The organism is Brevundimonas sp. UYEF29, from assembly GCF_040546195.1.
Taxonomy (GTDB): Bacteria; Pseudomonadota; Alphaproteobacteria; order Caulobacterales; family Caulobacteraceae; genus Brevundimonas; species Brevundimonas huaxiensis.
The window spans coordinates 176681-202438 of record NZ_JBEPNH010000002.1 but is presented as its reverse complement, the minus strand read 5'-3'; the positions used below and the strand labels follow the sequence as shown (position 1 = coordinate 202438).

The following is a 25758-nucleotide window of genomic DNA, read 5'->3' as shown; positions in this document are numbered from 1 at the left end:
CGACGAAACGTGTCCGATTGGACGATTTATTCTTTTTGTTCCGCTGAGAACGCCTAACGGCAATAATATTTGCCTCTAACGCCTCGTTTGCGGCATATGCGAGATATGCATAAGACCCTGAAGCAAGGCGGGACATTCGTCGTCGAACCTCGCCGCCTGTCCAAGGCCTCGGCCGAACTGCGCGCACGCGGTTTCGGCGAGATTACGATTCCGCCGTCCACGGAGACGGCCGAGAAACAGGCGTCGCGCTGCACCGACTGCGGCGTGCCCTTCTGCCAGAACGCCTGCCCGCTTCAGAACAACATTCCGGACTGGCTGCGCCTGTCGGCCGAGAACGAGCCGCGCGAGGCCTGGCGCGTGGCGTCCCTGACCTCGACCATGCCCGAAATCTGCGGCCGAATCTGCCCGCAGGACCGACTGTGCGAAGGGTCGTGCACATTGAACCAGTCCGGCTGGGACGCCGTGACCATCGGCTCGGTCGAGGCCTGGCTGGGCGACCAGGCCTTCGCCAACGGCTGGGTCGAGCCGATCCGCCCGGCGGCCGAACGCGGCGAAACCGTCGGCATCGTCGGCGCCGGCCCGGCCGGTCTGGCCGCCGCCGACCGCCTGCGCTGCGAGGGCTATCAGGTCACGATCTATGACCGTCACGACCGCGCCGGCGGCCTGCTGATCTACGGCATCCCCGGCTTCAAGCTGGAAAAGCACGTCGTCCAGCGCCGCGTGGATCGCCTGATCGACGGCGGCGTCGAGTTCGTTTTGGGCTGCGAGGTCGGCAAGGACGTGACCCTGACCGAGCTGCGCGAGCGCCACGACGTCGTCCTGCTGGCCATGGGCGTCTATCAGCCCCGCACCCTGTCGGCGCCCGGTCGCGGGCCGGATTCAACCGTCGCCGCCCTGTCCTATCTGACGCATCAGAACCGTCGCGACCTTGGCGACGCCGAACAGGACGGCTGCCACGAGGCGCGCGGCAAGCGGGTCGTCGTCATCGGCGGCGGCGACACCGCGATGGACTGCGTTCGCACCGCCGTCCGGCAAGGCGCAGCCAGCGTCACCTGCCTGTATCGTCGCGACCGAGAGAACATGCCGGGCTCGGCCCGCGAAGTCGTCAACGCCGAGGAAGAAGGCGTCGTCTTCGAATGGCTGGCTGCGCCCAAGGCTCTGCTGTCGCAAGGCGATCAGGTCACGGGCGTGCGCGCCGCGCGCATGCAGTTGACGGAGGGCCTGCCCGGCCAGCGTCGCGACATCGTGCCGGTGCCCGGCGCCGACTTCGACGTGCCGGCCGACCTCGTCATCGAGGCCCTGGGCTTCTCGCCCGAGCCGTTCGCGGCGCATGAGCCGAACCTGCGCCTGCGTGATGACGGCACGATCAAGGTGGGCTCGGTCAGTTTCGCCACCAGCCTGCCCGGCGTCTTCGCCGCCGGGGACGCGGTGCGCGGCGCCTCGCTGGTCGTCTGGGCCGTGCGCGAAGGCCAGGACGCCGCCGCTGAGATCGACCGCTACTTCAAGACCCGCACCGAGGAGGTCGCGGCATGACCTGGTTAGACAAGTACAACGACACCCGCGACCGGATGGAAGCCGGAAACGCCTATGACCGCAGCTCGGAACGCGACGCCTGCGGTGTCGGCCTGGTCTGTTCCATCGACGGCACCCCCCGCCGTGACGTGGTCGAATATGCGATCCGCAGCCTGAAGGCCGTGGCCCACCGCGGCGCGGTCGATCCCGACGGCCTGTCGGGCGACGGCGCCGGCATCATGGCGGAGTTGCCCCAAGGCTTCTTCGCCGAACAGGTGGCCTCCATCGGCCAGTCCCTGCGTCCTGGGCCCATCTGCGTCGGCCAGGTCTTCCTGCCGCGCACCGACCTGGGCGCACAGGACCGCGCCCGCGCCATCGTCGAGACCGAGGCCCTGCGCGCCGGCTTCTGGATCTATGGCTGGCGCCAGACGCCCATCGACCTGTCGGTCGTCGGGACCAAGGCCGGCGCGACCCGGCCCGAGATCGAACAGATCATGCTGGCCCCGCCGCTGGACGACGCGGGCCAACCGCTGGACGGCGAGGCGCTCGAACGCGAACTGTATCTGTGCCGCCGCCGTATCGAGAAGACGGTCAAGACCGAGAACCTGGCCGGCGTCTATATCTGCACCCTGTCCGCGCGCTCGATCGCCTACAAGGGCATGGTGCGGGCCGAACTGCTGGGCGACCTGTATCCCGATCTGGAGGACCCACGCTTCGTCTCGGCCTATGCGGTCTTCCACCAGCGCTATTCGACCAACACCTTCCCGGAATGGAAGCTGGCCCAACCCTTCCGCATGATGGCCCACAACGGCGAGATCAACACGCTGAAGGGCAATCTGAACTGGATGAAGTCGCACGAGATCCGCATGGCGGCCGGCGCCTTCGGCGACCGCGACGGCGAGGTCAAGCCGGTGGTCCAGCCGGGCGGATCGGACTCCGCCGCCCTGGATAATGTCATGGAGGTGCTGGTCCACGCCGGTCGCCCCGCGCCGATGGCCAAGGCCCTGCTGATCCCCGAGGCCTGGGCCAAGGACGACGTGGTCATGCCCGCCGAACACCGGGCCTTCTACGCCTATTGCAATGCGGTGATGGAGCCTTGGGACGGCCCGGCCGCCATCTGCGCCGCGGACGGCCGCTGGATCGTGGCGGGCAAGGACCGCAACGGCCTGCGTCCCCTGCGCGCCGTCGAGACGGTCGACGGCCTGCTGATGGCGGGCTCCGAGGCCGGTCTGGTGCCCATTCCCGAGAGCCGGGTGAAGCGCCGCCTTCACATCGGTCCCGGCAAGCTGATCGCCGTCGATATGAAGCACGGCCGGGTCTATGACGAGCACGAGGCCGTCGACGCCCTAGCCGCCGCCCACCCCTACGAGGCGTGGCTGGATAACATGGTCGATCTGGAGCCCATCATCGGCCCCGGACCCGAGCCGCGCTCGGCCTCGGGCGAGGCCCTGACCCGCCGCCAGATCGCCGCCGGCTACAGCCGCGAGGACCTGGACCTGCTGCTGGACGCCTTGGTCCGCGACGGCAAGGAGGCGGTCGGCTCCATGGGCGACGACGCTCCGCCCGCGGTGCTGTCGGCCCTGCCCCGGCCGCTGTCGCATTACTTCCGCCAGAACTTCAGCCAGGTCACGAACCCGCCCATCGACCCGCTGCGCGAAGCGGGCGCCATGAGCCTGAAGACCCGGTTCAAGAACCTGGGCAACATCCTGGCTGAGGAAGAGGCCCAGACCGACGTCTTCGTGCTGGACAGCCCCGTCCTGACCAACGGCATGTACGAACGGATGATCGACACGGTCGGCGCCGGTTCGACCGTGGTCATCGACTGCAGCTACGCCCTGCCGTCCGACGACGCCCGCCTCGGCGCCGGTCTTCGCGCCGCGCTGGACCGCATCATGGACGAGGCCGAGGCCGCCGCCCGCGACGGCGCCGCCCTGATCGTGCTGACCGACCAGGCCGGGTCGGCGGATCGTCTTGCCGCGCCGATGATCCTGGCCACCGCCGGGGTCCACGGCCGCCTGACCAAGGCAGGCCTGCGCTCCTACTGCTCGATCGTGGTTCGCACCGCCGAGACGCTGGACCCACACGGGTTCGCCGTCCTGGTCGGGGTCGGCGCCACCACCGTCAACGCCTGGCTGGCCCAGGACCTGTTCCAGGAGCGTCTGGATCGGGGCCTGTATCCCGGCCTGACGCTGCGCGACGCCTGTCTGAACTACAAGGCCGGCATCGAGGCGGGGCTGCTGAAGACCCTGGCCCGCAAGGGGATCAGCGTCATCTCCGCCTATCGCGGCGGCTGCGAGTTCGAGGTGTTGGGCCTGTCTCGGGCGCTGACCGCCGAGTTCTTCCCCGGCGCCCCGTCGCGCATCTCCGGCATCGGCCTGGCCGGTCTGGAGCAGGCGGCGATGAAGCGGCACCGGATCGCCTGGGGCGAGGCTGTCCCTTCTCCGGCCATCGGCGGCTTCTTCAAGATCCGTTCGGGCGGCGAGGCCCACGCCCACGAGGCTAAGACCATCCACCTGCTGCAGGACGCCTGCAATCGCGGCGACTATCGCCGCTTCAAGCAGTTCTCCGAGGTCGTCCGCGCCCAGGCCGACCTGTCCCTGCGCGACCTCCTAGACTTCCGCGAAGGCGCGCCCATTCCGCTGGACCAGGTCGAGAGCGTGTCGGACATCCGCCGCCGCTTCCTGACCCAGGCCATGTCGCTGGGCGCCCTGGGGCCAGAGGCGCACGAGACGCTGAACATCGCCATGAACCGCATCGGCGCCCGCTCGGTCTCGGGCGAGGGCGGCGAGGATCCCGAACGCTATCACCCGCGTCCTAATGGCGACGACGCCAACTCGGCGGTGAAACAGGTGGCCTCGGGCCGGTTCGGCGTCACGGCCGAATATCTGAACCAGTGTCGCGAGATCGAGATCAAGGTGGCCCAGGGCGCCAAGCCCGGCGAGGGCGGACAGCTGCCCGGCTTCAAGGTCACCGAGTTCATCGCCCGGATGCGCCACGCCGTGCCCGGCACGACCCTGATCAGTCCGCCCCCGCACCACGACATCTATTCGATCGAGGATCTGGCTCAGCTCATCTACGACCTGAAGGCCATCAATCCCGATGCGCGGGTGACGGTGAAACTGGTGTCCGCCTCGGGCATCGGCGCCATCGCCTCGGGCGTGGCTAAGGCCAACGCCGACGCCATCCTGATCGCCGGCCACAACGGCGGCACCGGCGCCTCGCCCCAGACCTCGATCAAGCACGCCGGCCTGCCGTGGGAGATCGGCCTGGCCGAGGCCCATCAGGTGCTGACGCTGAACAATCTGCGCGGCTCGGTCACGCTGAGGACAGACGGCGGCGTCCGCACCGGCCGCGACGTGGTCATCGCCGCCATGCTGGGCGCCGAGGAATACGGCGTCGGCACCGCCGCCCTGATCGCCATGGGCTGCCTGATGGTGCGCCAGTGCCATTCCAACACCTGTCCCGTCGGCGTCTGCTCCCAGGATGAGCGGCTGCGCGAGAAGTTCACCGGCACGCCCGACAAGGTCGTGAACCTGTTCACCTTCATCGCCGAGGAGACGCGCGAGATCCTGGCCTCCATCGGCGCGCGCACGATGGACGAGATCATCGGCCGCACCGACCTGCTGCGTCAGGTCCGTCGCGGCGGCTCGCACCTGGACGACCTGGACCTGAACCCGCTGCTGGTTCAGGTGGACGAGGGAGCGGCCGGCAAATGGGCCGACAAGACGACCCGCAAGCCCATCGCCGACAGCCTGGACGCCGCCGTGCTGAAGGACGCCGTGCGCTTCCTGGATCGCGGCCAGACGCTGGAACTGTCCTATCCGCTGAACAACACCCAGCGCACGGTTGGCGCGGCCCTGTCCTCGGCCATCGTGCGCCGCTTCGGCGCGCACGGTCCGGCGGGCCGCCTGAAGCTGCGGCTGGAAGGCATCGCGGGCCAGAGCTTCGGCGCCTTTGCGGCCAAGGGTCTGGAACTGCATCTGACCGGCGAGGCCAACGACTATGTCGGCAAGGGGCTGTCGGGCGCCGAAATCTCGATCCGCACGCCGGAATGGCGCGAGGATCAGCTGATCTGCGGCAACACCACCCTGTATGGCGCGACCTCCGGCCGCTTGTTCGTCGCCGGCGCGGCGGGCGAGCGGTTCGCGGTCAGGAACTCCGGCGCCGAAGCCGTGGTCGAGGGCCTGGGCGCGCACGGCTGCGAATATATGACCGGCGGGCGCGTGGTCGTCCTGGGCTCGGTCGGCTGGAACCTGGCGGCGGGCATGAGCGGCGGCGAGCTGTTCGTGCTGGACCAGCCGGGCCATGCCGAGCGGGCTCTGAACGGCGATCTGGCGGGTGTCGCCGACATCGACGCGGATGCGGCCGACCGGCTGCGTGCGCTGATCGAGGCGCATCTGGCGGCGACCGCCTCGCCCCTGGCGCGGCGTCTGCTGGCGGATTGGGACAACAGCCTGAACCGCTTCGTCCGCATCGTGCCCCTGACCGACATCGTCGCCCGCACGGAACGCCTGAAGACCTCCGCCTGACACCGAACCGCCTGCCCTAGAAAGCCGCCATGACCCGATCCGCCGCCCTCGCCGTCACGCTCGTCGCCGGGGCGGCGGCCTTGGCCTCACCGGCCCTGGCGGCCCCAACCCTGGCAGACCCGGCCCTGCTGGCGCATCAGGCGCCGCTGGTCATCGACACGGCGGCGACGGCCTGGATCCTGACCTCGACAGCGCTGGTGCTGCTGATGACCCTGCCGGGCCTGGCCCTGTTCTACGGCGGCATGGTCAGGAAGAAGAACATCATCAGCGTCGTGGCCCAGTCGGCGGCCGCCTTCGCCATCGTCTCGGTCCTGTGGTTCCTGGTCGGCTACAGCCTTTCCTTCGGCAAGGGGCCGGAGGCGGTCAACGGCTTCATCGGCGGCGTGCAGGCGGCCTTCCTGAACGGCGTCACCGCTCGGACGGCCCACAGCCTGCTGCCCGGCCTGCCCGAACTGCTGTTCGTCGCCTTCCAGATGACGTTCGCCATCATTACCCCGGCCCTGATCGCGGGCGCCTTCGTCGAGCGGATGAAGTTCTCGGCCAGCCTGCTGTTCTTCGCCCTGTGGCACCTGATCGTCTATGCGCCGATCTGCCATCAGGTGTGGGGCGGCGGCTGGCTGGGCGGGCTGGGCGTGCTCGACTTCGCGGGCGGCGCGGTCGTCCACGTCAACGCCGGGATCGCAGGCCTGGTCTGCGCCCTGGTGCTGGGGCCGCGTCACGGCTTCGGGCGCGACAACATGGCCCCCGCCAACCTGGTCTATAGCGCCATCGGCACCGGCCTGCTGGTGGTCGGCTGGCTGGGCTTCAACGCGGGGTCGGCGGGAGCGGCGGATGCGCTGGCCGCCACCGCCGCCTTCAACACCATCCTGGCCGCTGCGGCAGCGGCTCTGGGCTGGATGACCCTCGAATGGTTCGATCGCAAGCGCCCGACCCTGCTGGGCCTGCTGTCGGGCGTCGTCGGCGGTCTGGTCGCCATCACCCCCGCCGCCGGTTTCGTCGATCCCAAGGGCGCCTTCTTCATCGGCCTGATCGGCGGCCCGGCCTGCTATGCGGGCGCGGTCTGGCTGAAGCACGCGCTGAAATACGACGACAGCCTGGATGCCTTTGGGGTTCACGGCGTCGGCGGCATCGTCGGCGCCCTGCTGACCGGCGTCTTCGCCACCACGACCGTCAACGCCCTGTCGGAGGGGGCGACCGTGTGGAAACAGGCTGTCGGCCTGGTCGGCGTCATGGCCTGGAGCGCGGCGGGCACCTTCGTCGTCCTGATGATCTGCAAGTTCACCACGGGCCTGCGCGTCACCAAGGACGAAGAGGTCGAGGGGCTGGACTATACCCAGCACGGCGAGGCCATCCACTGACCCCACAGGCGCTGCCGGTTGATCCCGCCCTCGCCAGCCCCCATCTTCATCTGTGACGGACGGTCTTGCCGATTGCGGGAGACCGACCGCTCGGTCGCTGATGCAAGGACCCCAGATGACGACGACGCGCACCCTCCTGTTCGACAGCCCCTTTCTGCTGGGCTTCGACCACACCCGCGCCCTGATCGACCGAGCCGCCAAGGCCGCGGCCGAAACCTATCCGCCCTACAATGTCGAACAGATCGGCGATGCGGGCGTCCGCATCAGCCTGGCCGTCGCCGGGTTCGCGCCCGACGAACTGGCCATTACCCTGGACGGCCGCCAGCTGACCATCGCCGGCAAGCGCGACGATGCGGGCAGGGGCGAACAGGCCTTTTTGCATCGCGGCATCGCGGCGCGCGGCTTCGTCCGCAACTTCGTCCTGGCCGACGGGCTGGAGGTCGAGGGCGCCCGGCTGCAGCATGGCCTGCTCCACGTCGATCTGATCCGGCCCGAGGCGGAGCGCCAGGTGCGACGTATTCCAATCACGACCGGCTGAAAACCACGACCATTCGAACCGCCCGGCGATCCGGGCGTTGTCAAAACTGAAGGAGGCGGTCCTAATGACGCCGATGACGATGACTAAGGAAGACTTTGCCGGACTGGGCGCCCCCGACCTGGTGTATGTGCGCGAGATCAAGGCCTCGGACCTGCTTGAAGAGGCGGTCGAGATTAAGGACGTGGATCTGAACCCCGGCCAGATGCTCTATGCCGTCCACAGCGCCGACGGCGAGCGTCTGGCGGTCATGATCGACCGCGACACCGCCTTCGCCGCCGCCGTAGCACACGAGCTGGAGCCGGTTTCCGTTCACTGATCTGATGCATGGCGGCGCGCAGGCGCCGCCGTTCACGCCGAAGTTCAGGCCGCTGTCGCGGCCGTGGCGTCCTTGACGAACAGGGCCCGGATCGCATCGGTCGTGCGCGCCTGTCTCAGTTGCTCCCGCAGTTCGGGCGACCGCAGCGCGCGCGACACCGCGGCCAATGCGCGCAGATGCTCGGCGCCCGCCTTGGGCGGTGCGAACAGGCCGACGATCAGATCGACCGGCCGGTCGTCCACCGCGTCATAGGCCACAGGCGTATCCAGGCGCACGAACACCGCCGTCACCTTCTCGACCTCGGTGAGACGCGCGTGCGGCACTGCGACCCCGGATCCTAGCCCGGTCGATCCCAGCGTCTCGCGTTCCATCAAGGCGTCGAAGATACGGGCTTCGTCGAGGCCCAGCGCATGCGATGCCGCCTCGGCCAGCGCGTGCAACGCCTGTCGCTTGGACGACGCGCCGCTGCGCAGCACCACGCCCTTGGGCGCGAGCAGATCACCGATGTCCATTACACAACCTCGATACACGCAGCAGACAACGGCGCGGCCGCCCGTTTAGAGACAACCGCGCCGAAGTCAAACTGAGGCTTAGTTCACCGAACCGTTGGTCTTGGCCGTCCGTTCGGGATCGATCCATCCGACATTGCCGTCCGGGCGACGATAGACGACCGCCAGACCGCCGTGCGCCGCATTGCGGAACAGCACGACCGGATAGCCCGTCATATCCAGCTCCAGCACGGCCCGTCCGACCGTGATGGTGCGGATTTCGTGCTCGGTTTCGGCGATGACCATGCCCACCGGCGGCGGGCCGTCGTTCTCGCTCGCGTCGCCGAAGACATCGTCTTCCACGCTGTCGGGGTCACGCAGCACGATGCTGCGTGCGACTTCGCGGGCGGCGTTTTCGGTCTTCTCGGGCGACAGACCCTTGGGTCCGATGTGGTGATCCTTGAGCCGGCGCTTGTAGCGACGAACCCGCTTTTCGAGCCGATCCAGCGCCTCGGTGAAGGCCGAGTGGGCGTCGCCGCCCATGCCGGTCGTCACCAGGGTCTGGCCCGACGCGAGGCGGACCCAACAGTCCACCTTGAAGTTGTGGCCGTCCTTGGACACCACGACCTCGGCGTCTTCACCGCCTCGGGCGAAGTATTTTCCGACCCCGTCTTCGAGTTCCTGGGAGATGCGCGAGCCTAACGCTTCGCCGACATCCACTTGCTTGCCGCTGACTTGGACTTGCATGCCGATAGAACGCGCCCGACCCGATTTGGTGTCAATCCAGATCACCGATTTGTGGTCACGCTTGGCTGTGGATTTCAGCCCGTCTTCATCATCCGGCGACGTTCGACCGAGGACGGAATCCTCAAGGCTTCCCGATATTTGGCCACGGTGCGGCGGGCGATATCGATGCCCGTTTCCTTCAGGATTTCCACGATCCGGTCGTCGGACAAAACGTCGCCCTCCAGCCCCTCGCCGTCGATCATGGATTTGATCTTGTGACGGACGGCTTCGGCCGAATGGGTTGAGGCGCCGTCCACCGACTGAATGGCGGCGGTGAAGAAGAATTTCAGCTCGAACACGCCCCGCGGCGTGGCGATATATTTGTTCGAGGTGACGCGGCTGACGGTCGATTCGTGCATGCCGATGGCGTCGGCGACGGTCTTCAGATTGAGCGGCCTCAGAAACTCGACGCCGAAGGCCAGGAAGGCGTCCTGCTGGCGCACGATCTCGGATGAGACCTTCAGAATGGTTTTGGCCCGCTGATCCAGCGACTTGACCAGCCAGTTGGCCTGGGCGGCGCAGTCGGCGACGAAGGTCTTTTCGGTATCCGAGCGCGCGCCGGCCTGGACCAGGCCGTGATAGCGTTTGTCGACCAACAGGCGCGGCAGGGTGTCGGCGTTCAGCTCGACCCGCCAGCCGCCGGCGGGGTCTGGCCGCACATGCACATCGGGCACGACCGTCTGCGCCGGCTCGCCGCCGAAGCCTGCGCCCGGACGCGGCGTCAGCGCCCGCAGTTCGGCGATCATGTCGGTCAAATCTTCGCCATCGACCTCGCAGACGCGGCGCAGGCCTGCCAGGTCGCGCTTGGCCAGCAGGTCCAGATTGTCCAGCAGCGCCGCCATCGCCGGATCGAACCGATTGCGCTCGATCAGCTGCAGCTTCAGGCATTCCGGCACCGACCGCGCCATGATCCCGGTCGGCTCGAAGCCGTGACAGACGCCCAGCACCGCTTCGATCCGCTCCAGCGGCACGCCCAGCCGATCGGCGAACTCGGCCAGCTCTCCGCGCAGATAGCCGCCCTCGTCCGTCGCATCGATCAGGGTCAGGGCGATCCCGTGGTCGGCCGGCGACAGACCCGCGCTCGACGCCTGGGCCTGAAGATGTTCCCACAGGGTCAGCTCGTGCGCGTCGGGCCGCTCGCCCTCGCCTTCGAACATCTGGCCGCCCTTGCCGGCGCTGGACCAGTCCGACAGCCCCGGCTGGGCCTCGTCGGTCATCCGGTCGCTGGTGCGCTCGCCGGGCGCCGCGTCGCCATAGACGTCGTCGGAACCGGCGTCCATCGAGGACGCCGCTGCGTCCGCGACCCCGTCGCCGAAGGACATTTCGCTGTCCGAAGCCGCCTCGACGCGCTCGACCGGTTCGGGCGTCTCGCTTTCCGGCTCCTCGCGTTGCAGCAGCGGATTGCGTTCCAGCTCGGCCTCGACGAAGTCCTCCAGCTCGAGGTTCGACAGTTGCAGCAGCTTGATCGCCTGCTGCAGCTGGGGCGTGATGACCAGCCCCTGCCCCTGCCTGACCTCTAACCTTTGCCCAATCACGTCCGAAATCTTCCCGCCCGGCCGCCGAGTGGCCCGGAACTTGCTGGGACAGAATGTCGCCGAACCGGTTAACGCGAGACGAACGCGGCCTCAGACCCTTTCGTCATCCTCCGGCAAGCCGCGTCTTCGCGGCGCAGACCGGGGGACCCAGCGGCGCCGCAGGCGATGCTTCAGCCGCTCGATGTTGGAAAATCCTAGTCTGCGACGGGTTCGCGCTGTCGCGCGCCGCTGGCCCCCCGGTCTCGCTACGCTCGCCGGAGGATGACGACACCCGCAGATCAGATGTAGTTTTCGCCCAGATACACCCGGCGCACTTCGGCGTCGTGGATCGCCTCGTCGGACGTGCCTTCGAACAGCACCGCGCCGTTCGAGATGATCGATACCCGGTCGGTGATGTCCAGGGTCTCGCGCACATTGTGGTCGGTGATCAGCACGCCAATGCCTTGGCTGGCCAGATAACGGATCACGGTGCGGATGTCGGCGATGGCCAGGGGATCGATGCCGGCGAAGGGTTCGTCCAGCAGCATGAAGGACGGCCGTCCGGCCAGCGCCCGCGCGATCTCCACCCGCCGACGCTCGCCGCCCGACAGCGCCGTCGCCCGCGCATGGCGCAGATGGTCGATGTGCAGCTCGTTCAGCAGCCGGTCGGTCTCGGCGCGGATCTGGTCGCGCGGATAGTTCAGCTCGACCACCGCCTTGACGTTCTGCTCGACCGTCATGCCGCGAAAGATCGAGGCTTCCTGCGCCAGATAGCCCAGGCCCATGCGGCTGCGCTGATACATCGGCTGGCCGGTGATGTTCTCGCCGTCCAGCCAGATTGCGCCCGAGTCCGGCGGGATCAGGCCGGTGATCATGTAGAAGCAGGTGGTCTTGCCGGCGCCGTTGGGACCCAGCAGGCCCGCGACCTCGCCGCGCTGCACCGTCAGGGACACGTCGCGCACGACCTGACGCTGGCCGAACGACCGCGCCAGATTCATCACCCGCAGGCCCTTTTCCGCAGGCGCGGGCGCCACGGCGGCCGGTTGCGGCCGCTCGTCCAGGTTCAGGGCTGACAGTTCCTTGCGCGCCAAATGCTCAGGTCCGTGACGGCCAGACGGCCTCAGTTCGAGTTGGGATAGAAGACGCCCTGCACGCGGCTTCCGGCGGCGCCGCGCGGCGCGCCGTCCATGCGGGCGGTCTCGGTGTTGATGTTGTAGACCAGGCGCGAGCCGGTCAGGACGTTCTTGCCCTGGGTCAGGATGACGTTGCCCGTCACCACGATCTCGCCATTGCCCAGATTATAGACGGCGCGGTCGCCGCGCATCGACTGGTCCGGCGTCACGAAATAGACCGTCCCGCTGGCCTCGGCGCGTTGCAGATCGCCGCCCTCGCCGCTGACCAGGGTCAGGGTGTCGGCGCGAAAGCGATTGCCGCCCTGCGTCGCCTCGGCCCGGCCGCGCAGGATGATGCGGTTGGGCGCGTATTCGACCGAGTCCGCGCCATAGGCGACAGGCTGATTGGTCGCCTGGGCCTGGGCATCCACCAGGGCCGGCATGCCCACGACGGCCGCCGCCGCGACGACGGCCAGCGTCTTCGAAATCTTCGTCACGATCATCCGCCTGACCCCTTGGGCGTCAGAACGCCCTTCACCTTGTTGTCGCCTGCGCCGTCGAACACGACGCGCTGTCCCTGATCGTAGATCGCATAGGACGATGCGTTGATGGTTCCAATAGGGCCGGAACCCTGAACGCCCTTTGAACCGGTGACGTTTCCGGTCGAGGTGTCGACCACCGCCTCGGGCGTGGTCAGGACGAAGCCCGTCCCGCCGTCCGAAATGCGCACGTTCGGACCGATCGTCACCGTCTTGGCCTGCTCGTCATAGATGCCGCCGTCGGCGGTCAGTTCGGTGACCTTGCGCCCGCCCAGGTTCAGCTTCAGCGCCGGGCCGATCAGTTTGAACTTGCCGGTATTGGGGTCGCGCACCGCGCCCTGCGCGCCGACGGTGAAGGCGCGGCCTTGCGCGTCCTGACCGTGGAACAGGGGGGCGTCCAGGCGGACTTCCTGGCTCTGGCTGGCCTTGCGCTCCACCCCCGACATAACGGTGCGGAACACGGTCCAGGTCAGGGCGCCGCCCGCCAGCACCAGAATGACGATCGGCAGAACGCGGCGATACAGCTTCACCCGCCGCGAGCGTGCACGCCAGCGCGCGCCGGCCAGGGCGACCCTGGCCTCGTCGGCCTCGATGCGGGACTGTTCGCCGTGTTCGGTCAAGCGCGCCTCAGCTGTGGGCGAAGATGTCGGTCTCGTCCCAGCCGGCCAGGTCGAGCGCCGACCGCGTCGGCAGGAAGTCGAAACATTCGGCAGCCAAATCGGTTCGCCCTTCGCGCGCCAGCATCATATCCAGCTTGGCCTTGGCCGCATGCAGGTAAAGAACGTCCGACGCCGCATAGTCCAGCTGCGCCTGGCTCAGCGTCTCGGCGCCCCAGTCCGAGGACTGCTGCGCCTTGGACAGGTCCACACCCACCGTCTCGCGCACCACGTCCTTCAGCCCGTGCCGGTCAGTGTAGGTGCGCGCCAGCTTGGAGGCGATCTTGGTGCAATAGACCGGCCGCGTCTCGACGCCGAGGTGCAGCAGGAACATGCCGATGTCGAACCGGCCGAAATGGAAGATCTTGGTCACCGCCGGATCGGTCAGCACCCGCTTCAGGTTCGGACAGTCGTAGGCGGGCCGGTTCAGCCGCACGACATGGGCGTTTCCGTCGCCCGACGACAGCTGCACCACGCACAGCGGATCGCGGCGAAAACGCAGACCCATCGTCTCGGAATCGATGGCGACCTCGGACCCCAGGTCCAGATCGTCGGGCAGGTCGCCCTCATGCAGGTAAACGGTCATGCTCAGGCTCTTACACGGCGAACACGGCGCGCGAAACGGGCAAGCTTATTCACGAAACGGCCTCAAGCAGGAATGCGCCGCGCGCATTCCGATAGGCCAAAACAAAGAAAGCGCCGCACCGTTCGGTGCGACGCTTTCTGAAAGATGGTGCCCAGAAGAGGACTCGAACCTCCACGGCCGTTAAGCCACTGGCACCTGAAGCCAGCGCGTCTACCAATTCCGCCATCTGGGCCCCGTCGGCAGCGCCTTGCGGCGTTTCCATCGGGAAGGCGCGGACCTCTAAGGGAGGCTCCGGGCGGGGTCAACAAGGATTTTTCGCCTTTGCGAGATTTCTTGCGCACGCAGCGCGGCAAGCCTGGCCGCACTTCGTTTTCGATCCGCGTTCGGTGGCGACTTAATGGGCGCTAAGCCTGTTTTCTAACCCCGTCTTGAGGCCAGCTCGCCTAGAAGCGCCGCATGGCGGACCCGTCTTTCAGCCCCTCTGCGCCGGAGCGCTTCGCCACAGAGCGTCGCGCCCGGCCGCGCGCGCCGTTCCGCCAGAAACGCCGCGCCCGCGAGCGGGTCACGATCCTGGGGCAACCGATGGATCTGGTGAAGCCGGAAGAGGTGCTGCACCACATTCAGCAGGCGGTGCAACAGGGCGAAAAAAGTCTCATCGCCAATCACAATCTGCACAGCCTGTATCTGATGCAGAAGCGGCCTGAACTCGGCGCCTTCTACGATAGGGCCGATCTGATCGAGGTCGATTCGACGCCGCTGCTGGCCTTCTCGCGCGCCCTGGGCCTGCACAGTCGGGGCTTTCACCGCTGCACCTATCTGGACTGGCGCGGCCATTTCTGGAGCGTGGCGAACCGTCAGGGCTGGCGGGTCCTATCCGTCGGCGGCGCGCCCGGCGTCGGCGACGAGGCGGCCCGCCGTCTGAAGCTCCGCTATCCGGACGCCGACATCGCGATCCACCACGGATTCTTCGACGCCCGGCCCGGTTCGTCCGAGAACGCCGCCGTCCTGGATCGGATCACGGCCTTTAAGCCCCACATCCTGTTCGTCGGCATGGGGATGCCGCGCCAGGAGCTCTGGATCGCCGAAAACTTCGAGCGCCTGCCCGATTGCGTCATCCTGTCGGTCGGCGCCGCCTTCGACTATGAGGCGGGGGTTCAAAGCGCGGCCCCACGCTGGATGGGACGCGCGGGCGTCGAATGGGCCTATCGCCTGCTGCACGACCCCAAACGGCTGTTCGTCCGCTACTGCGTCGAGCCCTGGACGCTCTCCCGACTGGCCCTGCGCGACATCCGCAAGGCCAGGGGTCGCAACCGCTGATCACGTTATTCCTACTGGCCAGATAGATATTTATCGCCATGATCTCTCTGGACCGCCGCGTGTTATCGACAGCGACGGAAACGGGAAACGGGGGTGCGCGTGCCGCAGCAGAATGGACCGCATGTCGCCATCGTCGGCGCGGGTTTCAGCGGCCTGCTGACCGCTGTCAATCTGCTGAAGGCCTCGCGCGACGTGCGCGTCACCCTGATCGAACGGCGCGGCGTTTTCGGTCCAGGCACCGCCTATGACACCGGCAACCCCGGCCATCTGCTGAACGTCCGCCTGGACAATATGAGCGCCTTTCCCGACCAGCCCAGTCACCTTGCCGACTGGTTGGCCGAACAGCCGTCGTGGCGCGCCCAGGACGGCTTCATCACCCGCGGCGTCTATGGCGACTATCTTCAAGCCCTGCTGGACGAGGCGCTAGACGACGCGCCCGACCGCCTGACCCTGATCGGCGCCGAGGCGCAGTCCATCGATCGCCGGGACGACGGCTGGCGCATCGTGACCAGCGACGGAGAGGTTGCGGCCGATCAGGTCGTGCTGGCGCTAGGCAATCTGGAGCCCGCCTCGCCCCCTGGCGTCGAGGACGCGGTGCGCGCCTCCCCCGCCTATGTCGAAAACCCTTGGCGGTTCGATCCCCAGACGGCGCGCGACGCCCGCAATGTCCTGCTGATCGGTTCGGGCCTGACGATGGTGGATGCAGCCATCACCCTGCGCCGACCCGGACGCCGCCTGACCGCCCTGTCGCGTCACGGGCTTTTGCCCCGCGCCCACGCCACCGTTCCGCCCACGCCCTATGTCGGCGCCTTTTCGGGCAGCCCCGCCGAAATCCTGCGTCAGATCCGCGCTGCGACGGCCGAGGCGGACTGGCGCGCCGTGTTTGATCGCCTGCGTCATTGCGCGCGCGACATCTGGCGCCGCTGGTCGCGGGTTGAGCGCAGCCGCTTCCTGCGCCATCTGCGCCCCCTGTGGGACGTGCATCGTCACCGCCTGTCGCCCGGCCCGGCCCGTGACATCCATTCCATGCTGGCCGGCGGCGAGCTGACGATCCTGGCCGGCAAGCTGACAGAGCTGAAGGCCACCGACGTCATCGAGGTCTCGTGGCGTCCGCGCGGAAAGAAGCGCGCCATCAAGGCGCGGTTCGATCTGGTCGTGAACTGCACCGGGCCGCTGGGCGTGATCTCAAAGAGCACCGAACCGATGATCAGCGACATCTTTGACAAGGGTTACGGTCGCCCCGACCCCTTGGGCCTGGGCCTGCAGGTCGATGACGAGGGCGGTCTGCTGGACGGCGCAGGCGCACCCGCGCGCGGCCTTCACGCCATCGGCCCCCTGACGCGCGGCGCCTTCTGGGAGATGACGGCCGTGCCTGACCTGCGCGGCCAGGCGCGCGATCTCGCCGCCCGTATCCTGTCGGACCGCCCCTAGACCCGAACAACCGACGCGTTTAGCCTTCACACCCGAAACGATCGGGGGCGATGACATGGGGGCAAGGACAGGCATCGGCCTGCTGATCGCGGTGCTGTCGCTGGGCCTGACCGCCTTTGCGCCTCAGAGCGTGTCGGACTATCGGCTAGCCTCCGCCGACAAGGTGCGCATCGATGTCTTCGGCGAGGCGGCGCTGGGCGGCGAGTTCGTGATCGACGCCAACGGCCGGATCGCCCTGCCGCTGATCGGCGAGGTTCAGGCCGCCGGCCTGACGGGCGCCCAGCTTCAGGACGCCGTCGCTCAAGCCCTGAGCCAAGGCTATCTAAACCAGCCGCGCGTCACCGCCCAGGTCCTGACCTATCGGCCGATCTACATCCTGGGCGAGGTCAATCGACCGGGTGAATACCCCTATCTACCGGACCTGACGGTGCTGAACGCCGTGGCGACGGCGCAAGGCTTCACCTATCGCGCCAACACGCGTCGCGTCTTCGTGCGTCGCGCCGGATCACAGGTCGAAGAGGCCCAGCCGCTGACCGCCGATGCGCGCGTTTCGCCCGGCGACACCCTGAGGATCGGCGAACGCTACTTCTGATCTGCCGTCAGATCGGCATCGCCATGATTTCCTTGTAGGCGGAAATCACCTGATCGCGGACCGAGATCACCGTTTCCAGCGACGCCTCGGCCGAGCTCAGCGCCGTGACCACATCGATCAGATTGCCCTGGCCCTGGACCGAGCGGGTCATCTGGGTTTCGGCCGCGCGCGACTGCTGGGTCATGTCGGTCATGGCGTTCTTGACCAGGTCGGCGAAGCCGCCGTCCCCGACGCCGGGCGCCTGGGCCGCCCCCGAAAGTCCGGTCGGCATGGCGCCGCCCTGAACGGCGGCATAGGCCTTGGCGGCCATCATCGGATTCATGGCCTAGTCCTCAGCGTTTGATGATGTCGAGGGTGCGGCTGTCCATCGACCGCGCCGTCTCGATGACGTTCAGATTAGCCTCATAGGCGCGCTGCGCCTCGCGCATGTCCATCGCCTCGACCAGGGTGTCGACATTGGGCCGCATAACATAGCCCTGCGCGTTCGCGGCCGGGTGCGACGGGTCATAGTCCATCTTGAAGTCGCCCTGGTCGGGCCGGACCTCGGCCAGAGTGACGCCGGTCGCCCCATCGACCTCGCGGGCCTGGAAAACCGGGATCTGGCGGCGATAGGGCTCGCCGCCCGGCGTGCGCGCCGTCGACTGGGCGTTGGCGATGTTTTCGGCGATGACGCGCATGCGCGACTGCTGCGCCTTCAGGGCCGAGGCCGCCACCGCCATGGCGCTGTTCGAAGGGGGGATGGGATCAGGCATGGTCAGTCCTTCTCGGCCATCGGCCTCAGGCGCCCGGCCGCTTGGCGGCCATGCGGATCATGGACATGGATTTCTGGTAGAAGCTGATGGCGGCGTCATAGGCCATGCGGCTCTCGGCCATCTTCAGCATCTGCTCTTCGACCACCACCGAGTTGCCGTCCAGCGTGGTTTCCGAATCGGGCGCCTTGGTCGGAGCGAACCGCACCGGCGAACCGGCCGGCGCGATATGGGCCGCATTGGTGCGCACCATCTGCAGACCCCCGCCCGAGCGCATGGCGGCGGCGAAGTCGGTCGGCTGTTTCAGGTCGCGCCCGACGAAGCCCGGTGTATCGGCGTTGGCGACGTTCTCGGCGATGACCCGCTGGCGGGCGTCCAGCCAGCCCAGCCGGCCCTTGATCTGCCCCAGCAGCGGAATGTCGGCGACGCCCATGGCGGTCTCCCGTGCGACGCGGATGCGCGCGATGGGCAGAAAATGCCGCCTGGATGGTTAATAGGGGGTTATCTCAACGGGTCGTTAACCGTGGTGGTTAACATTCGCGGCCTGAGCGCGGACTGCGCGGGGCCTTTGCAGCGTCATGAATTTCCTCGATCTCGCCCGGGCGGTCTTCGGCCTGGCCTTCACCCTCGGCCTGATCGGAATTGCGGCCTGGGCTGCGCGCCGCTATGCGCCGCAGATCCTGGCCCGGCTGAATGCTGAGCGCGGCGAGCGCCGGCTTCAGGTCGTCGAGACCCTGGTGCTGGACCCCGCCCGCCGTCTGGTTCTGGTCCGCGTCGACGACGAGGAACGGCTGATCCTGCTGGGCGAAGGCCGCGAACTGATCGAACCGCGTCAGCCCTCTCTCGGCAAAATGGGAGGCGGCCAGTGAAGCCCGCCGTCTTCGTCAAGCCGACCAGCGCCGAGCTGAAACGCGCGGCCCTGCTGTCGCTATTCACCACCCTGGTCTGTCTGGCCTGGCCTGTCGCGGCCCTGGCTCAGCAGGCGGCGCAAAGCGGCTCGGCGCTGAACATCGATCTGGGCACCGGCGCCGGCCTGACCCAGCGCGTGGTCCAGCTGGTCGGTCTGATGACCGTCCTGTCCTTGGCGCCATCCATCGTCATCATGACCACCAGCTTCGTGCGGATCATCGTGGTCCTGTCGCTGCTGCGCACGGCGCTGGGCCTGCAACAGTCGCCGCCAAACGCCGTCCTGGTGTCCCTGTCGCTGTTCCTCAGCGCCATCGTCATGGCCCCGACCTGGCAGGACGCCTATGATTCGGGCATCCGTCCGCTGATGGATCAGCAGATCGAACTGCCCCAGGCCTTCGATCAGGCGTCCGAACCCGTAAAAACCTTCATGCTGGCCCAGGTGGACCGCGGGGACCTCGCCCTGTTCACCCGTCTGTCGAAGATCGACCCGCCCCAGAACGTCCAGGACCTGCCCCTGCGCGTGGTCACCCCGGCCTTCATGATCAGCGAGTTGAAGAAGGCGTTCGAAATCGGATTTCTCCTTTTCGTTCCGTTCCTTGTGATCGATCTGGTGGTGGCCAGCGTGCTGATGTCCATGGGCATGATGATGCTCCCTCCGGTGGTGGTCTCCCTCCCCTTCAAGTTGATCTTTTTCGTGCTGGTGGATGGCTGGCGATTGGTCGCCGGAAGCCTGGTCGAGAGCTTCCAGCGAGCGTCCGGTACCGGATAATCCCCCGCCCCATATGGCTTTAAGCGTCATCGGCGCTTGCAAAGCATAGGGAAATCCGTGTTGATCCCCCGGTCCTCGCTCGGAATCGGGCGACTAACACTGGAAACGCTTCTTATGACCACTCAAGCCGAACTGATCGCCGCCGTCGCCAAGGACGCTGGTGTTTCGCAGGCCGACGCCGGCAAGGTGCTGACCGCGATCGTCGAAAACATCCACTCGACCCTGAAGTCGGGCGGCGACATCCGCATCTCGAACCTGGGCGTCTTCGACACCGCCGACCGCGCCGAGCGCGAAGGCCGCAACCCGGCTACCGGCGCGACCATCAAGATCGCCGCCTCCAAGGCCGTGCGCTTCCGCGTCTCCAAGCCGCTGAAGGACGCCGTCAACGGCTAAGCCGATAGATCCTCCCCCGCATCGCGGGGGAGGGGGACCGCCGTCAGGCGGTGGAGGGGGCGACCGCATCACCCGTGCTGGGCCCGCCCCCTCCACCACTTCGTGGTCCCCCTCCCCCGTAAAGCACGGGGGAGGATCAATAGACGCTTCTATGGGCGGGGGTCGCGATGCGATCTCCGCCCGTTTCAGTTTCAGGCGGCGCTTTTGGCGTCCGCTTCTTTTCTGAACGCCTGTTTGGCGCTGTTGACCCAGCCGACGAAGGTGTCGGCCTGGCTGGACAGATTGGCGAAGTCGCCCGTCCCGGCCACGCCCGACAGATTGTCGTCCAGCGCGACCCGCAGCGCCGCCGCCGAACGCGCGCCGGGAACCATCGGCCCAAAGCGCCCGCTCAGCCGCTGCAACGCGGCCCGATCGCCCGCCAGCGAATAGCCGACGCCCGCCCGGATCAGCCAGCTTTCCTCGGCCGGCGTCAGCGGCGTGGTCGCGGTCTTGTAGCGATCGCTCAGCCGCGCCTCATAGATCGGCGCCGCCTCGCCCCACTTCTGCTGCTTCCAGAAGATGTCGGCCCGCACCTCGCGCGCCGGGTTCGACTGATCCCGGTCCAGCACCTCAAGCGCATGGTCGAACCGGCCCAGATCCATCAGGGCGCGCGCCTCCAGCGCCCGGCGCTCGCTGTTCATCGCATTGGGCAGCAGGGTGGTGCGCGAGCCCCAAATGGCCTGCAACGCCTTCTCCGGCTGGCGGTCCATCAGGTAGACCGTGGCCAGATTGGTCGCGACCTGGGCCTTGGCCACCCCGTCCAGACGCTCGTCCACCTGGTGCTTGAGCAGTTCGGCGGCCTGATCCAGCAGGTCCACGTCGATCAGCCGGCGCGACAGACGCCGCACCATCTCGTCGCCGTCCGCCCCGATCGGGGTCAGTTCGCGGAAGTCATAGAACAGCGCCAGCGCCTGCACCGGCTGCAAACCGTCCGCCGCCCCGTCCAGGAACAGGGCGCGGAAGGCGTTGGCCTGATCCGCCTGCACTTCAGCTGCGCCCGGCACGCCCGCCATCCGCTTGCCCGCGCCACGCAGAGCGTCCAGCGCCTCGCGGTATCGCCCCTGCTGCAGATAGATGCCCGACAGTTTGCGCACGACCGCCATCTCGGTCGCATCCCCGCGCCAGCGCCATTTCAGCTGTTCCAGCTGGGCGGTCGCCTGATCCGGCGTGATCGCGCCCTTGTCCAGCTCCAGGCTGATGGCTCCCAGTTTCGCCGGCGTGGCGATCCCGTCCAGCGGCGCGCGCGCCACGGCCTTGTAGACCGCCAGCGCCCGGCTCTTGTCGCCGTTCAGCTCGAACATCCGGGCCTGCACCAGCCGCGCGGTCAGTTGATCGACCGCCGGCGCATCCTGGCTGAACACATAGGCCAACAGCTGCTGGGCGGCGGCGAGATCATTCAACTGGATCGCGGCCATGGCGTGGGCCGCGCCGAACCGCGCGCGCCATTCCTTGGGGAAGCTGTCGATGGCCGGGGCGCCGGCGGCGAAGTTGCGACGCGCCCCCTCCCAGTCGCCCATTTCCGAAGCGATATAGCCCAGCCAGACCTTGGTCGCCGGATCGCCCGCCAGAGCCGCGCCCGCGAAATCGACCTGGGCCTCCTCCAGCCGCCCGACGCCGACGCGCGCCACCCCGCGCAGGCCGCGCACTTCGGGCTCGCCTTGCAGGTTGGGCGCCTTGGCGATCAGGGCGTTCAGCACCCCGATGGCCTCATAGTTCAGGCCCGACCCGACCAGGAACCGCGCCAGCGCCATCCGCGCCTCGATCGGCGCGCGCGGATTGTCCGCCGCCGCAATGGTCTCCAGCCCGGCGGCATCCTGCAGCCGGCGATAGCGGTCCGAGAATCCCGCCTCGCCCGTCGCGGCCCAGGCCTCGTCGATCAGCGCCGGATAGGCCGCCCGCTTGGGCGCATCCGCATTGTGGTCGCCCGTCTCCAGCCCGGCCGCCGGCGACGACAGCGCCAGCCCCTTGGGCCGGCTCAGCGTCACCAGATCGCCCGCCGCCTCGATCTTCAGGTCGTCGGCCGACGTTTCGACCGCCAGGCCCTGCGCGGTCGGGATCAGGCTCAGATCGACCGTGCGCCGTCCGCCGGCGTAGCCCTTGCCGGGCGCCAGGGCCGTCACCGCCGCGAACCGGTCCCCGACCAGCGGATCGGTCAGCCAAACCGCCTTGGTCGCCCCGGCCATCTGCGCCACCAGCACCGGCGCGCCGTCGTCGGACCGGCCGACCTCGACCCCGCCCGCCGCACCGTCCGGGCCGCCCAGGGTCACGGTCCAGGTCCCGCCCTGCCCCTGCGCCGAGACGCCCAGCCCCTCAGGTTCGGCGATCCTCAGCGCCGTATAGCCCGGCCCGGCCGCCCACTGGGCGTTCTTGGCCGACCCCAGCGCCTTGGCGCCGCTCATATCCATGCGGGCGGCCGTGTCGAACACGACCCAGACCGCATCGCCCCGGCGGAAGACGGCCGCCCCTACCGGCGCGCCCCAGTCGAAGGTCAGGACGGTCTTGCCGCCGGCCGTCTCGGCCCGCACCGGCACCACGGCCTTGGTCGTCTGCGGCTTGGCGGCGTCACCGCCCTCCGGCGCCTTGCCGGGCGCATACAGGTTCAGCCAAACCGCCCCGTCCGCGACGCCCGAGCGCGCATCCGCGCCCTCTTCCAGCGTCAGGATCAGGTCCGTGCCGCCCGCGCTCCGGCTCGGCCGCGTCTCGACCGACTTCACCCCGGCCGGCGGATCGACCTTCAGTCGCGAAACGTCGGGCGCGGCGGTGGTCCCTAGCCGGACGACGACCTTGTCGCCCTCGCGGCTGACGCGCGAACGCACCCCGATCACGCCGCCGAACTCGACCCGCGTGAACTCGGCGTTGGCGCCGATATTGATGGACAGCGGATCGCGCGACCGGCCGACTTCCTGGGCCAGCGGCGCCATCGGCGCGAACACGACGGCGCCGGCCGTGGCGGCGGCCACGGTCGTCTTCAGGATGCGCTTTGTCGGCGAGGCCCCGGACATATCTCCCGACCCATGCCGCACAAGGCCTTTAATCGCGGTTAACCGCCGTTCACCGTGATGAGGGATGGCCTTAGGACAACCGGTCCACGCGACAGCGCCGTTTTAAACGCCCATAGTCGCCAGATGACCGATTATCCGCGCCTCAGCACCCTGAAGACCGGCCTGGCCTGTCGCTGCCCTCGCTGCGGCAAGGGTCCGCTGTTCAAGGGCTATCTGACGCTTCAGACGGAATGTCCGGCGTGCGGGCTCAGCTACGCCTTCGCCGATCCGGCGGACGGCCCGGCCTTCTTCGTCATGACGGCCGTCGGGGTGGTGGGGATGATCCTGCTGATGGTGTTCGACTTCACCGTCCATCCGCCGATCTGGGTGCATCTGGTCGTGACCCTGCCCATCTTGGTCGCCCTGTGCCTGGGCTGCCTTCGCCCCTTCAAGGCCTGGCTGGTCGCCGAACAATATGTCCACAAGGCCGCCCCGCCCGAGTTCTCCTCGAACGGCAAGCACGGACCCTTCTAGGGCTCGATCACCGTCAGCTCGGGCCAGCGCGCCCGCGCGCTGTCGACGGCCTTGGCCCAGCCCCTGGCCGTCGGCCGGTTCGGGTTGGGCCGGATCGTCAGGGCGAACACGTCGTCCAGCCCGAACGGCGCGGCGACGCTGAGGCTTTCGTCCGCCTCCAGCCGCACCCCGACCGCAAAGGTCGGCGCCACGAACCGTCCCAGCGCTTCGTCGGTCGAATGCAACGGCGCATAGGGTTCGCCGAACCGGTTCTGGAACCACAGATGCACCCGCGCCTGGTTGCGGACCTCGACCTGGCTGCGGAACGGCTCGTCGAAGGCGGCGGCGACGCGTTTGATGACGACGTCCTCGGCCTCGTAGGACAGGTCCGACGCGTCGAAATAGGCCAGGTCGTAGTCCTTGACCCCATAGCCCGCCGGCCGGCCCGTCCGGGCATTCCACACGGCCTGATAGACCGCCCCGGACACCAGCCGCCAGTCGGGCAGGTCCAGCGCCCGCACGGTCGTCAGCACATGCATCAAACCAGCGTCGGCGCGCACGATGGCGGCCAGTTCCGCCTCCAGCTCGCTCATCCCCGCACCGGCCAGCCGTGATCCAGCGGCCCGTGCCCGCCGCCCAGGCCCGGCGCCCGGCGGATGGCCTCGCCGACATAGGCCCAGGCTTCCGCCACCGCGACCTCCAGCGGCCGGCCCATCGCCAGCCCGGCTGCACAGGCGCTCGCAAGCGTGCAGCCGGTGCCGTGGGTGTGGCGGGTGTCGACCCGCTCGGCCTCCAGCACCGTTTCGCCGTCTGCGGTCATCAGCAGGTCGATCACCGTCGGCCCCGATACATGCCCGCCCTTCATCAGCACCGCCCGCGCCCCTAGGGCCAGCAGCGCCTCGCCCGCCCGCCTCTGGCCGTCCAGGTCGTGGACCGCGATCCCGGTCAGGGCCTCCGCCTCCGGCGCATTGGGCGTCAGCAGGGCCGCGCGCGGGATCATCAGCCGCTTCACCGCCTCGACCGCCGCATCGGGCAACAGCGGGTGCCCGCCCTTGGCCACCATGACCGGATCGACCACCGCCGGGGCGTCCGCCTCGTCCAGCAGGGCCGCGACCGTCTCGACCACCTCGACCGAGCCCAGCATGCCGGTCTTGACCGCATCGGTCCCGATGTCCTCCAGCACCGCCCGCGCCTGCGCGGCGATCAGATCGAGCGGCAGCGGATGGACCCCGTGGACCCCCAGGGTGTTCTGCACCGTGATGGCCGTGATGGCGGTGGCGGCGAACCCGCCCATCATCGTCACGGCCTTGATGTCGGCCTGGATGCCCGCGCCGCCGCCGCTGTCCGACCCGGCCAGAATGAGCACCCGACCTTGATGAAGCGCGCTCATGCCGCCGCTCCCGAAAACAGTTTCAGCCCGACGATGCCCGCCACGATCAGCAGGATGCACACGGCCCTGACCGCCGTCGCCGGCTCGCCATAGACCAGGATGCCGACCGCCGCCGCGCCCACCGCCCCGATGCCGGTCCAGACGGCGTAGGCCGTACCGATCGGCAGCTTCTGCGTGGCGACCCACAACAGGATCATGCTGCCCGCCAGCGCGATCACAACCCCCAGCGAGGTGCACGGCCGGCTGACGCCCACGTTCTTGAGGCCCGAGGCCCACAGGACCTCCAGCAGACCGGCGACGACCAGCGTCGCCCATGGATTGATCGACATCACCCAGGACATGGCGACCAGATGGAACAGGCCGCGGTCCGGAGCAAGCCGCGATCAGCCGCCCAGCGGCCCCTTGAAGATGAAGAAGGCCCCCAACGCGATGAAGGCGAAGCCGACCAGATGGTTCACCGTCAGCTTCTCGCCCAGATACAGGACCGAAAAGCCGGCGAAGACCAACAGGGTGATCACTTCCTGCATCGTCTTCAGTTCAGCCGGCGAATAGACCTGAATGCCGATCCGGTTGGCCGGCACCGCCAGCCAGTATTCGAAGAAGGCGATGCCCCAGCTGGCGATGACCAGGATCCACAGCGGCTTGTGATCGAACTTTAGATGGCCGTACCAGGCGAAGGTCATGAAGACGTTCGACAGGCACAGCATGACGATGGGGGCGATGTAGGCGGTCAGGGGCATA

General features: G+C 68.1%; 27 protein-coding genes and 1 tRNA gene. 12 read left to right on the top strand and 16 right to left on the bottom strand.

Annotation, left to right across the window (positions count from 1 at the left end; genetic code table 11):
• Positions 1-105 precede the first annotated feature (105 nt).
• From ABIB58_RS03925 to ABIB58_RS03905, 5 genes are all read left to right on the top strand, one after another.
• Positions 106-1533 carry an NAD(P)-dependent oxidoreductase gene (locus tag ABIB58_RS03925; protein ID WP_354039202.1) on the top strand — a complete coding sequence of 476 codons (1428 nt, stop codon included), beginning with the start codon at positions 106-108 and terminating at the stop codon, positions 1531-1533.
• A complete protein-coding gene (gene gltB, locus ABIB58_RS03920; protein ID WP_045809729.1) occupies positions 1530-6041 on the top strand; it encodes a glutamate synthase large subunit in 4512 nt (1503 codons plus the stop codon). Before ABIB58_RS03925 ends, gltB begins: the two co-directional genes overlap by 4 nt.
• Before the next feature lie 29 nt (positions 6042-6070).
• Positions 6071-7399, top strand: a complete 1329-nt coding sequence (locus tag ABIB58_RS03915) for an ammonium transporter (RefSeq protein WP_045809728.1) — start codon at positions 6071-6073, stop codon at positions 7397-7399.
• A gap of 115 nt (positions 7400-7514) precedes the next feature.
• The gene (locus ABIB58_RS03910) at positions 7515-7937 is read left to right on the top strand and encodes an Hsp20 family protein (RefSeq protein WP_045809727.1); all 423 of its coding nucleotides are present in this window, start codon (positions 7515-7517) and stop codon (positions 7935-7937) included.
• 64 nt (positions 7938-8001) lie between these two features.
• Positions 8002-8253 carry a DUF1150 family protein gene (locus ABIB58_RS03905; RefSeq protein WP_017506777.1) on the top strand — a complete coding sequence of 84 codons (252 nt, stop codon included), beginning with the start codon at positions 8002-8004 and terminating at the stop codon, positions 8251-8253.
• Between the two features lie 44 nt (positions 8254-8297).
• Here ABIB58_RS03905 and ptsN read toward each other — a convergent pair whose 3' ends face one another.
• The 8 genes from ptsN to ABIB58_RS03865 form a co-directional block, all read right to left on the bottom strand.
• Positions 8298-8765 (bottom strand): PTS IIA-like nitrogen regulatory protein PtsN, encoded by a 468-nt coding sequence (gene ptsN / locus ABIB58_RS03900; protein WP_039244754.1) that lies wholly within the window; start codon positions 8763-8765, stop codon positions 8298-8300.
• A 78-nt stretch (positions 8766-8843) separates the two neighbouring features.
• Positions 8844-9488 (bottom strand): ribosome hibernation-promoting factor, HPF/YfiA family, encoded by a 645-nt coding sequence (hpf, locus tag ABIB58_RS03895; protein ID WP_045809726.1) that lies wholly within the window; start codon positions 9486-9488, stop codon positions 8844-8846.
• Between the two features lie 74 nt (positions 9489-9562).
• Positions 9563-11062 (bottom strand): RNA polymerase factor sigma-54, encoded by a 1500-nt coding sequence (rpoN, locus tag ABIB58_RS03890; RefSeq protein WP_045809725.1) that lies wholly within the window; start codon positions 11060-11062, stop codon positions 9563-9565.
• Positions 11063-11340: 278 nt separating this feature from the next.
• Positions 11341-12132, bottom strand: a complete 792-nt coding sequence (gene lptB / locus ABIB58_RS03885) for an LPS export ABC transporter ATP-binding protein (protein ID WP_174087076.1) — start codon at positions 12130-12132, stop codon at positions 11341-11343.
• A 29-nt stretch (positions 12133-12161) separates the two neighbouring features.
• Positions 12162-12656 carry an LptA/OstA family protein gene (locus tag ABIB58_RS03880; protein ID WP_045809724.1) on the bottom strand — a complete coding sequence of 165 codons (495 nt, stop codon included), beginning with the start codon at positions 12654-12656 and terminating at the stop codon, positions 12162-12164.
• Complete coding sequence (gene lptC, locus ABIB58_RS03875; RefSeq protein ID WP_045809723.1) at positions 12653-13312, bottom strand: LPS export ABC transporter periplasmic protein LptC; 660 nt, start codon at positions 13310-13312, stop codon at positions 12653-12655. Before lptC ends, ABIB58_RS03880 begins: the two co-directional genes overlap by 4 nt.
• A 7-nt stretch (positions 13313-13319) precedes the next feature.
• Positions 13320-13934, bottom strand: a complete 615-nt coding sequence (locus ABIB58_RS03870; RefSeq protein ID WP_045809722.1) for a ribonuclease D — start codon at positions 13932-13934, stop codon at positions 13320-13322.
• 145 nt (positions 13935-14079) lie between these two features.
• Positions 14080-14166, bottom strand: a tRNA-Leu gene (locus ABIB58_RS03865).
• A gap of 224 nt (positions 14167-14390) precedes the next feature.
• Between ABIB58_RS03865 and ABIB58_RS03860 the strand changes: the two genes are divergently transcribed.
• The 3 genes from ABIB58_RS03860 to ABIB58_RS03850 all read left to right on the top strand — a co-directional run bounded on the left by ABIB58_RS03860 (position 14391) and on the right by ABIB58_RS03850 (position 17274).
• The gene (locus ABIB58_RS03860) at positions 14391-15251 is read left to right on the top strand and encodes a WecB/TagA/CpsF family glycosyltransferase (RefSeq protein ID WP_045809721.1); all 861 of its coding nucleotides are present in this window, start codon (positions 14391-14393) and stop codon (positions 15249-15251) included.
• 93 nt (positions 15252-15344) lie between these two features.
• A complete protein-coding gene (locus ABIB58_RS03855) occupies positions 15345-16682 on the top strand; it encodes an FAD/NAD(P)-binding protein (RefSeq protein WP_354039194.1) in 1338 nt (445 codons plus the stop codon).
• Between the two features lie 55 nt (positions 16683-16737).
• Positions 16738-17274 (top strand): polysaccharide biosynthesis/export family protein, encoded by a 537-nt coding sequence (locus ABIB58_RS03850; protein WP_354039192.1) that lies wholly within the window; start codon positions 16738-16740, stop codon positions 17272-17274.
• 7 nt (positions 17275-17281) lie between these two features.
• On the opposite strand, the gene fliE is transcribed toward ABIB58_RS03850, so the two are convergent.
• From fliE to flgB, 3 genes are read right to left on the bottom strand one after another with little or no spacing between them, the layout of a single operon-like run.
• Positions 17282-17596, bottom strand: coding sequence for a flagellar hook-basal body complex protein FliE (fliE, locus tag ABIB58_RS03845; RefSeq protein WP_066626823.1), 315 nt, complete (start codon positions 17594-17596; stop codon positions 17282-17284).
• A gap of 10 nt (positions 17597-17606) precedes the next feature.
• The gene (flgC, locus tag ABIB58_RS03840; RefSeq protein WP_369796239.1) at positions 17607-18026 is read right to left on the bottom strand and encodes a flagellar basal body rod protein FlgC; all 420 of its coding nucleotides are present in this window, start codon (positions 18024-18026) and stop codon (positions 17607-17609) included.
• Positions 18027-18051: 25 nt separating this feature from the next.
• Entirely contained in the window at positions 18052-18456 is a 405-nt protein-coding gene (gene flgB / locus ABIB58_RS03835) for a flagellar basal body rod protein FlgB (RefSeq protein WP_354039189.1), read from the bottom strand.
• Positions 18457-18601: 145 nt separating this feature from the next.
• Between flgB and ABIB58_RS03830 the strand changes: the two genes are divergently transcribed.
• From ABIB58_RS03830 to ABIB58_RS03820, 3 genes are all read left to right on the top strand, one after another.
• Positions 18602-18892 carry a FliO/MopB family protein gene (locus ABIB58_RS03830; protein ID WP_185224518.1) on the top strand — a complete coding sequence of 97 codons (291 nt, stop codon included), beginning with the start codon at positions 18602-18604 and terminating at the stop codon, positions 18890-18892.
• Positions 18889-19701, top strand: a complete 813-nt coding sequence (gene fliP / locus ABIB58_RS03825) for a flagellar type III secretion system pore protein FliP (protein WP_185224517.1) — start codon at positions 18889-18891, stop codon at positions 19699-19701. The genes ABIB58_RS03830 and fliP overlap by 4 nt, the downstream gene beginning before the upstream one ends.
• A 114-nt stretch (positions 19702-19815) precedes the next feature.
• Entirely contained in the window at positions 19816-20094 is a 279-nt protein-coding gene (locus tag ABIB58_RS03820; protein ID WP_017506838.1) for an HU family DNA-binding protein, read from the top strand.
• A 191-nt stretch (positions 20095-20285) separates the two neighbouring features.
• On the opposite strand, the gene ABIB58_RS03815 is transcribed toward ABIB58_RS03820, so the two are convergent.
• A complete protein-coding gene (locus tag ABIB58_RS03815) occupies positions 20286-23135 on the bottom strand; it encodes a tetratricopeptide repeat protein (protein ID WP_354039186.1) in 2850 nt (949 codons plus the stop codon).
• A 123-nt stretch (positions 23136-23258) separates the two neighbouring features.
• On the opposite strand from ABIB58_RS03815, the gene ABIB58_RS03810 reads away from it, so the two are divergent.
• Positions 23259-23648, top strand: a complete 390-nt coding sequence (locus ABIB58_RS03810; protein WP_039246144.1) for a DUF983 domain-containing protein — start codon at positions 23259-23261, stop codon at positions 23646-23648.
• On the opposite strand, the gene ABIB58_RS03805 is transcribed toward ABIB58_RS03810, so the two are convergent.
• Genes ABIB58_RS03805 through ABIB58_RS03790 form a run of 4 tightly spaced genes read right to left on the bottom strand, consistent with a single transcriptional unit; the run spans position 23645 to position 25757 of the window.
• A complete protein-coding gene (locus ABIB58_RS03805) occupies positions 23645-24220 on the bottom strand; it encodes a nucleotidyltransferase family protein (RefSeq protein ID WP_354039183.1) in 576 nt (191 codons plus the stop codon). The genes ABIB58_RS03810 and ABIB58_RS03805 overlap by 4 nt on opposite strands.
• Positions 24217-25017, bottom strand: coding sequence for a bifunctional hydroxymethylpyrimidine kinase/phosphomethylpyrimidine kinase (gene thiD / locus ABIB58_RS03800; protein ID WP_354039181.1), 801 nt, complete (start codon positions 25015-25017; stop codon positions 24217-24219). Before thiD ends, ABIB58_RS03805 begins: the two co-directional genes overlap by 4 nt.
• Positions 25014-25358 (bottom strand): DMT family transporter, encoded by a 345-nt coding sequence (locus ABIB58_RS03795; protein WP_354039179.1) that lies wholly within the window; start codon positions 25356-25358, stop codon positions 25014-25016. Before ABIB58_RS03795 ends, thiD begins: the two co-directional genes overlap by 4 nt.
• A 42-nt stretch (positions 25359-25400) precedes the next feature.
• A complete protein-coding gene (locus tag ABIB58_RS03790; RefSeq protein ID WP_017506765.1) occupies positions 25401-25757 on the bottom strand; it encodes a DMT family protein in 357 nt (118 codons plus the stop codon).
• Position 25758 lies beyond the last annotated feature (1 nt).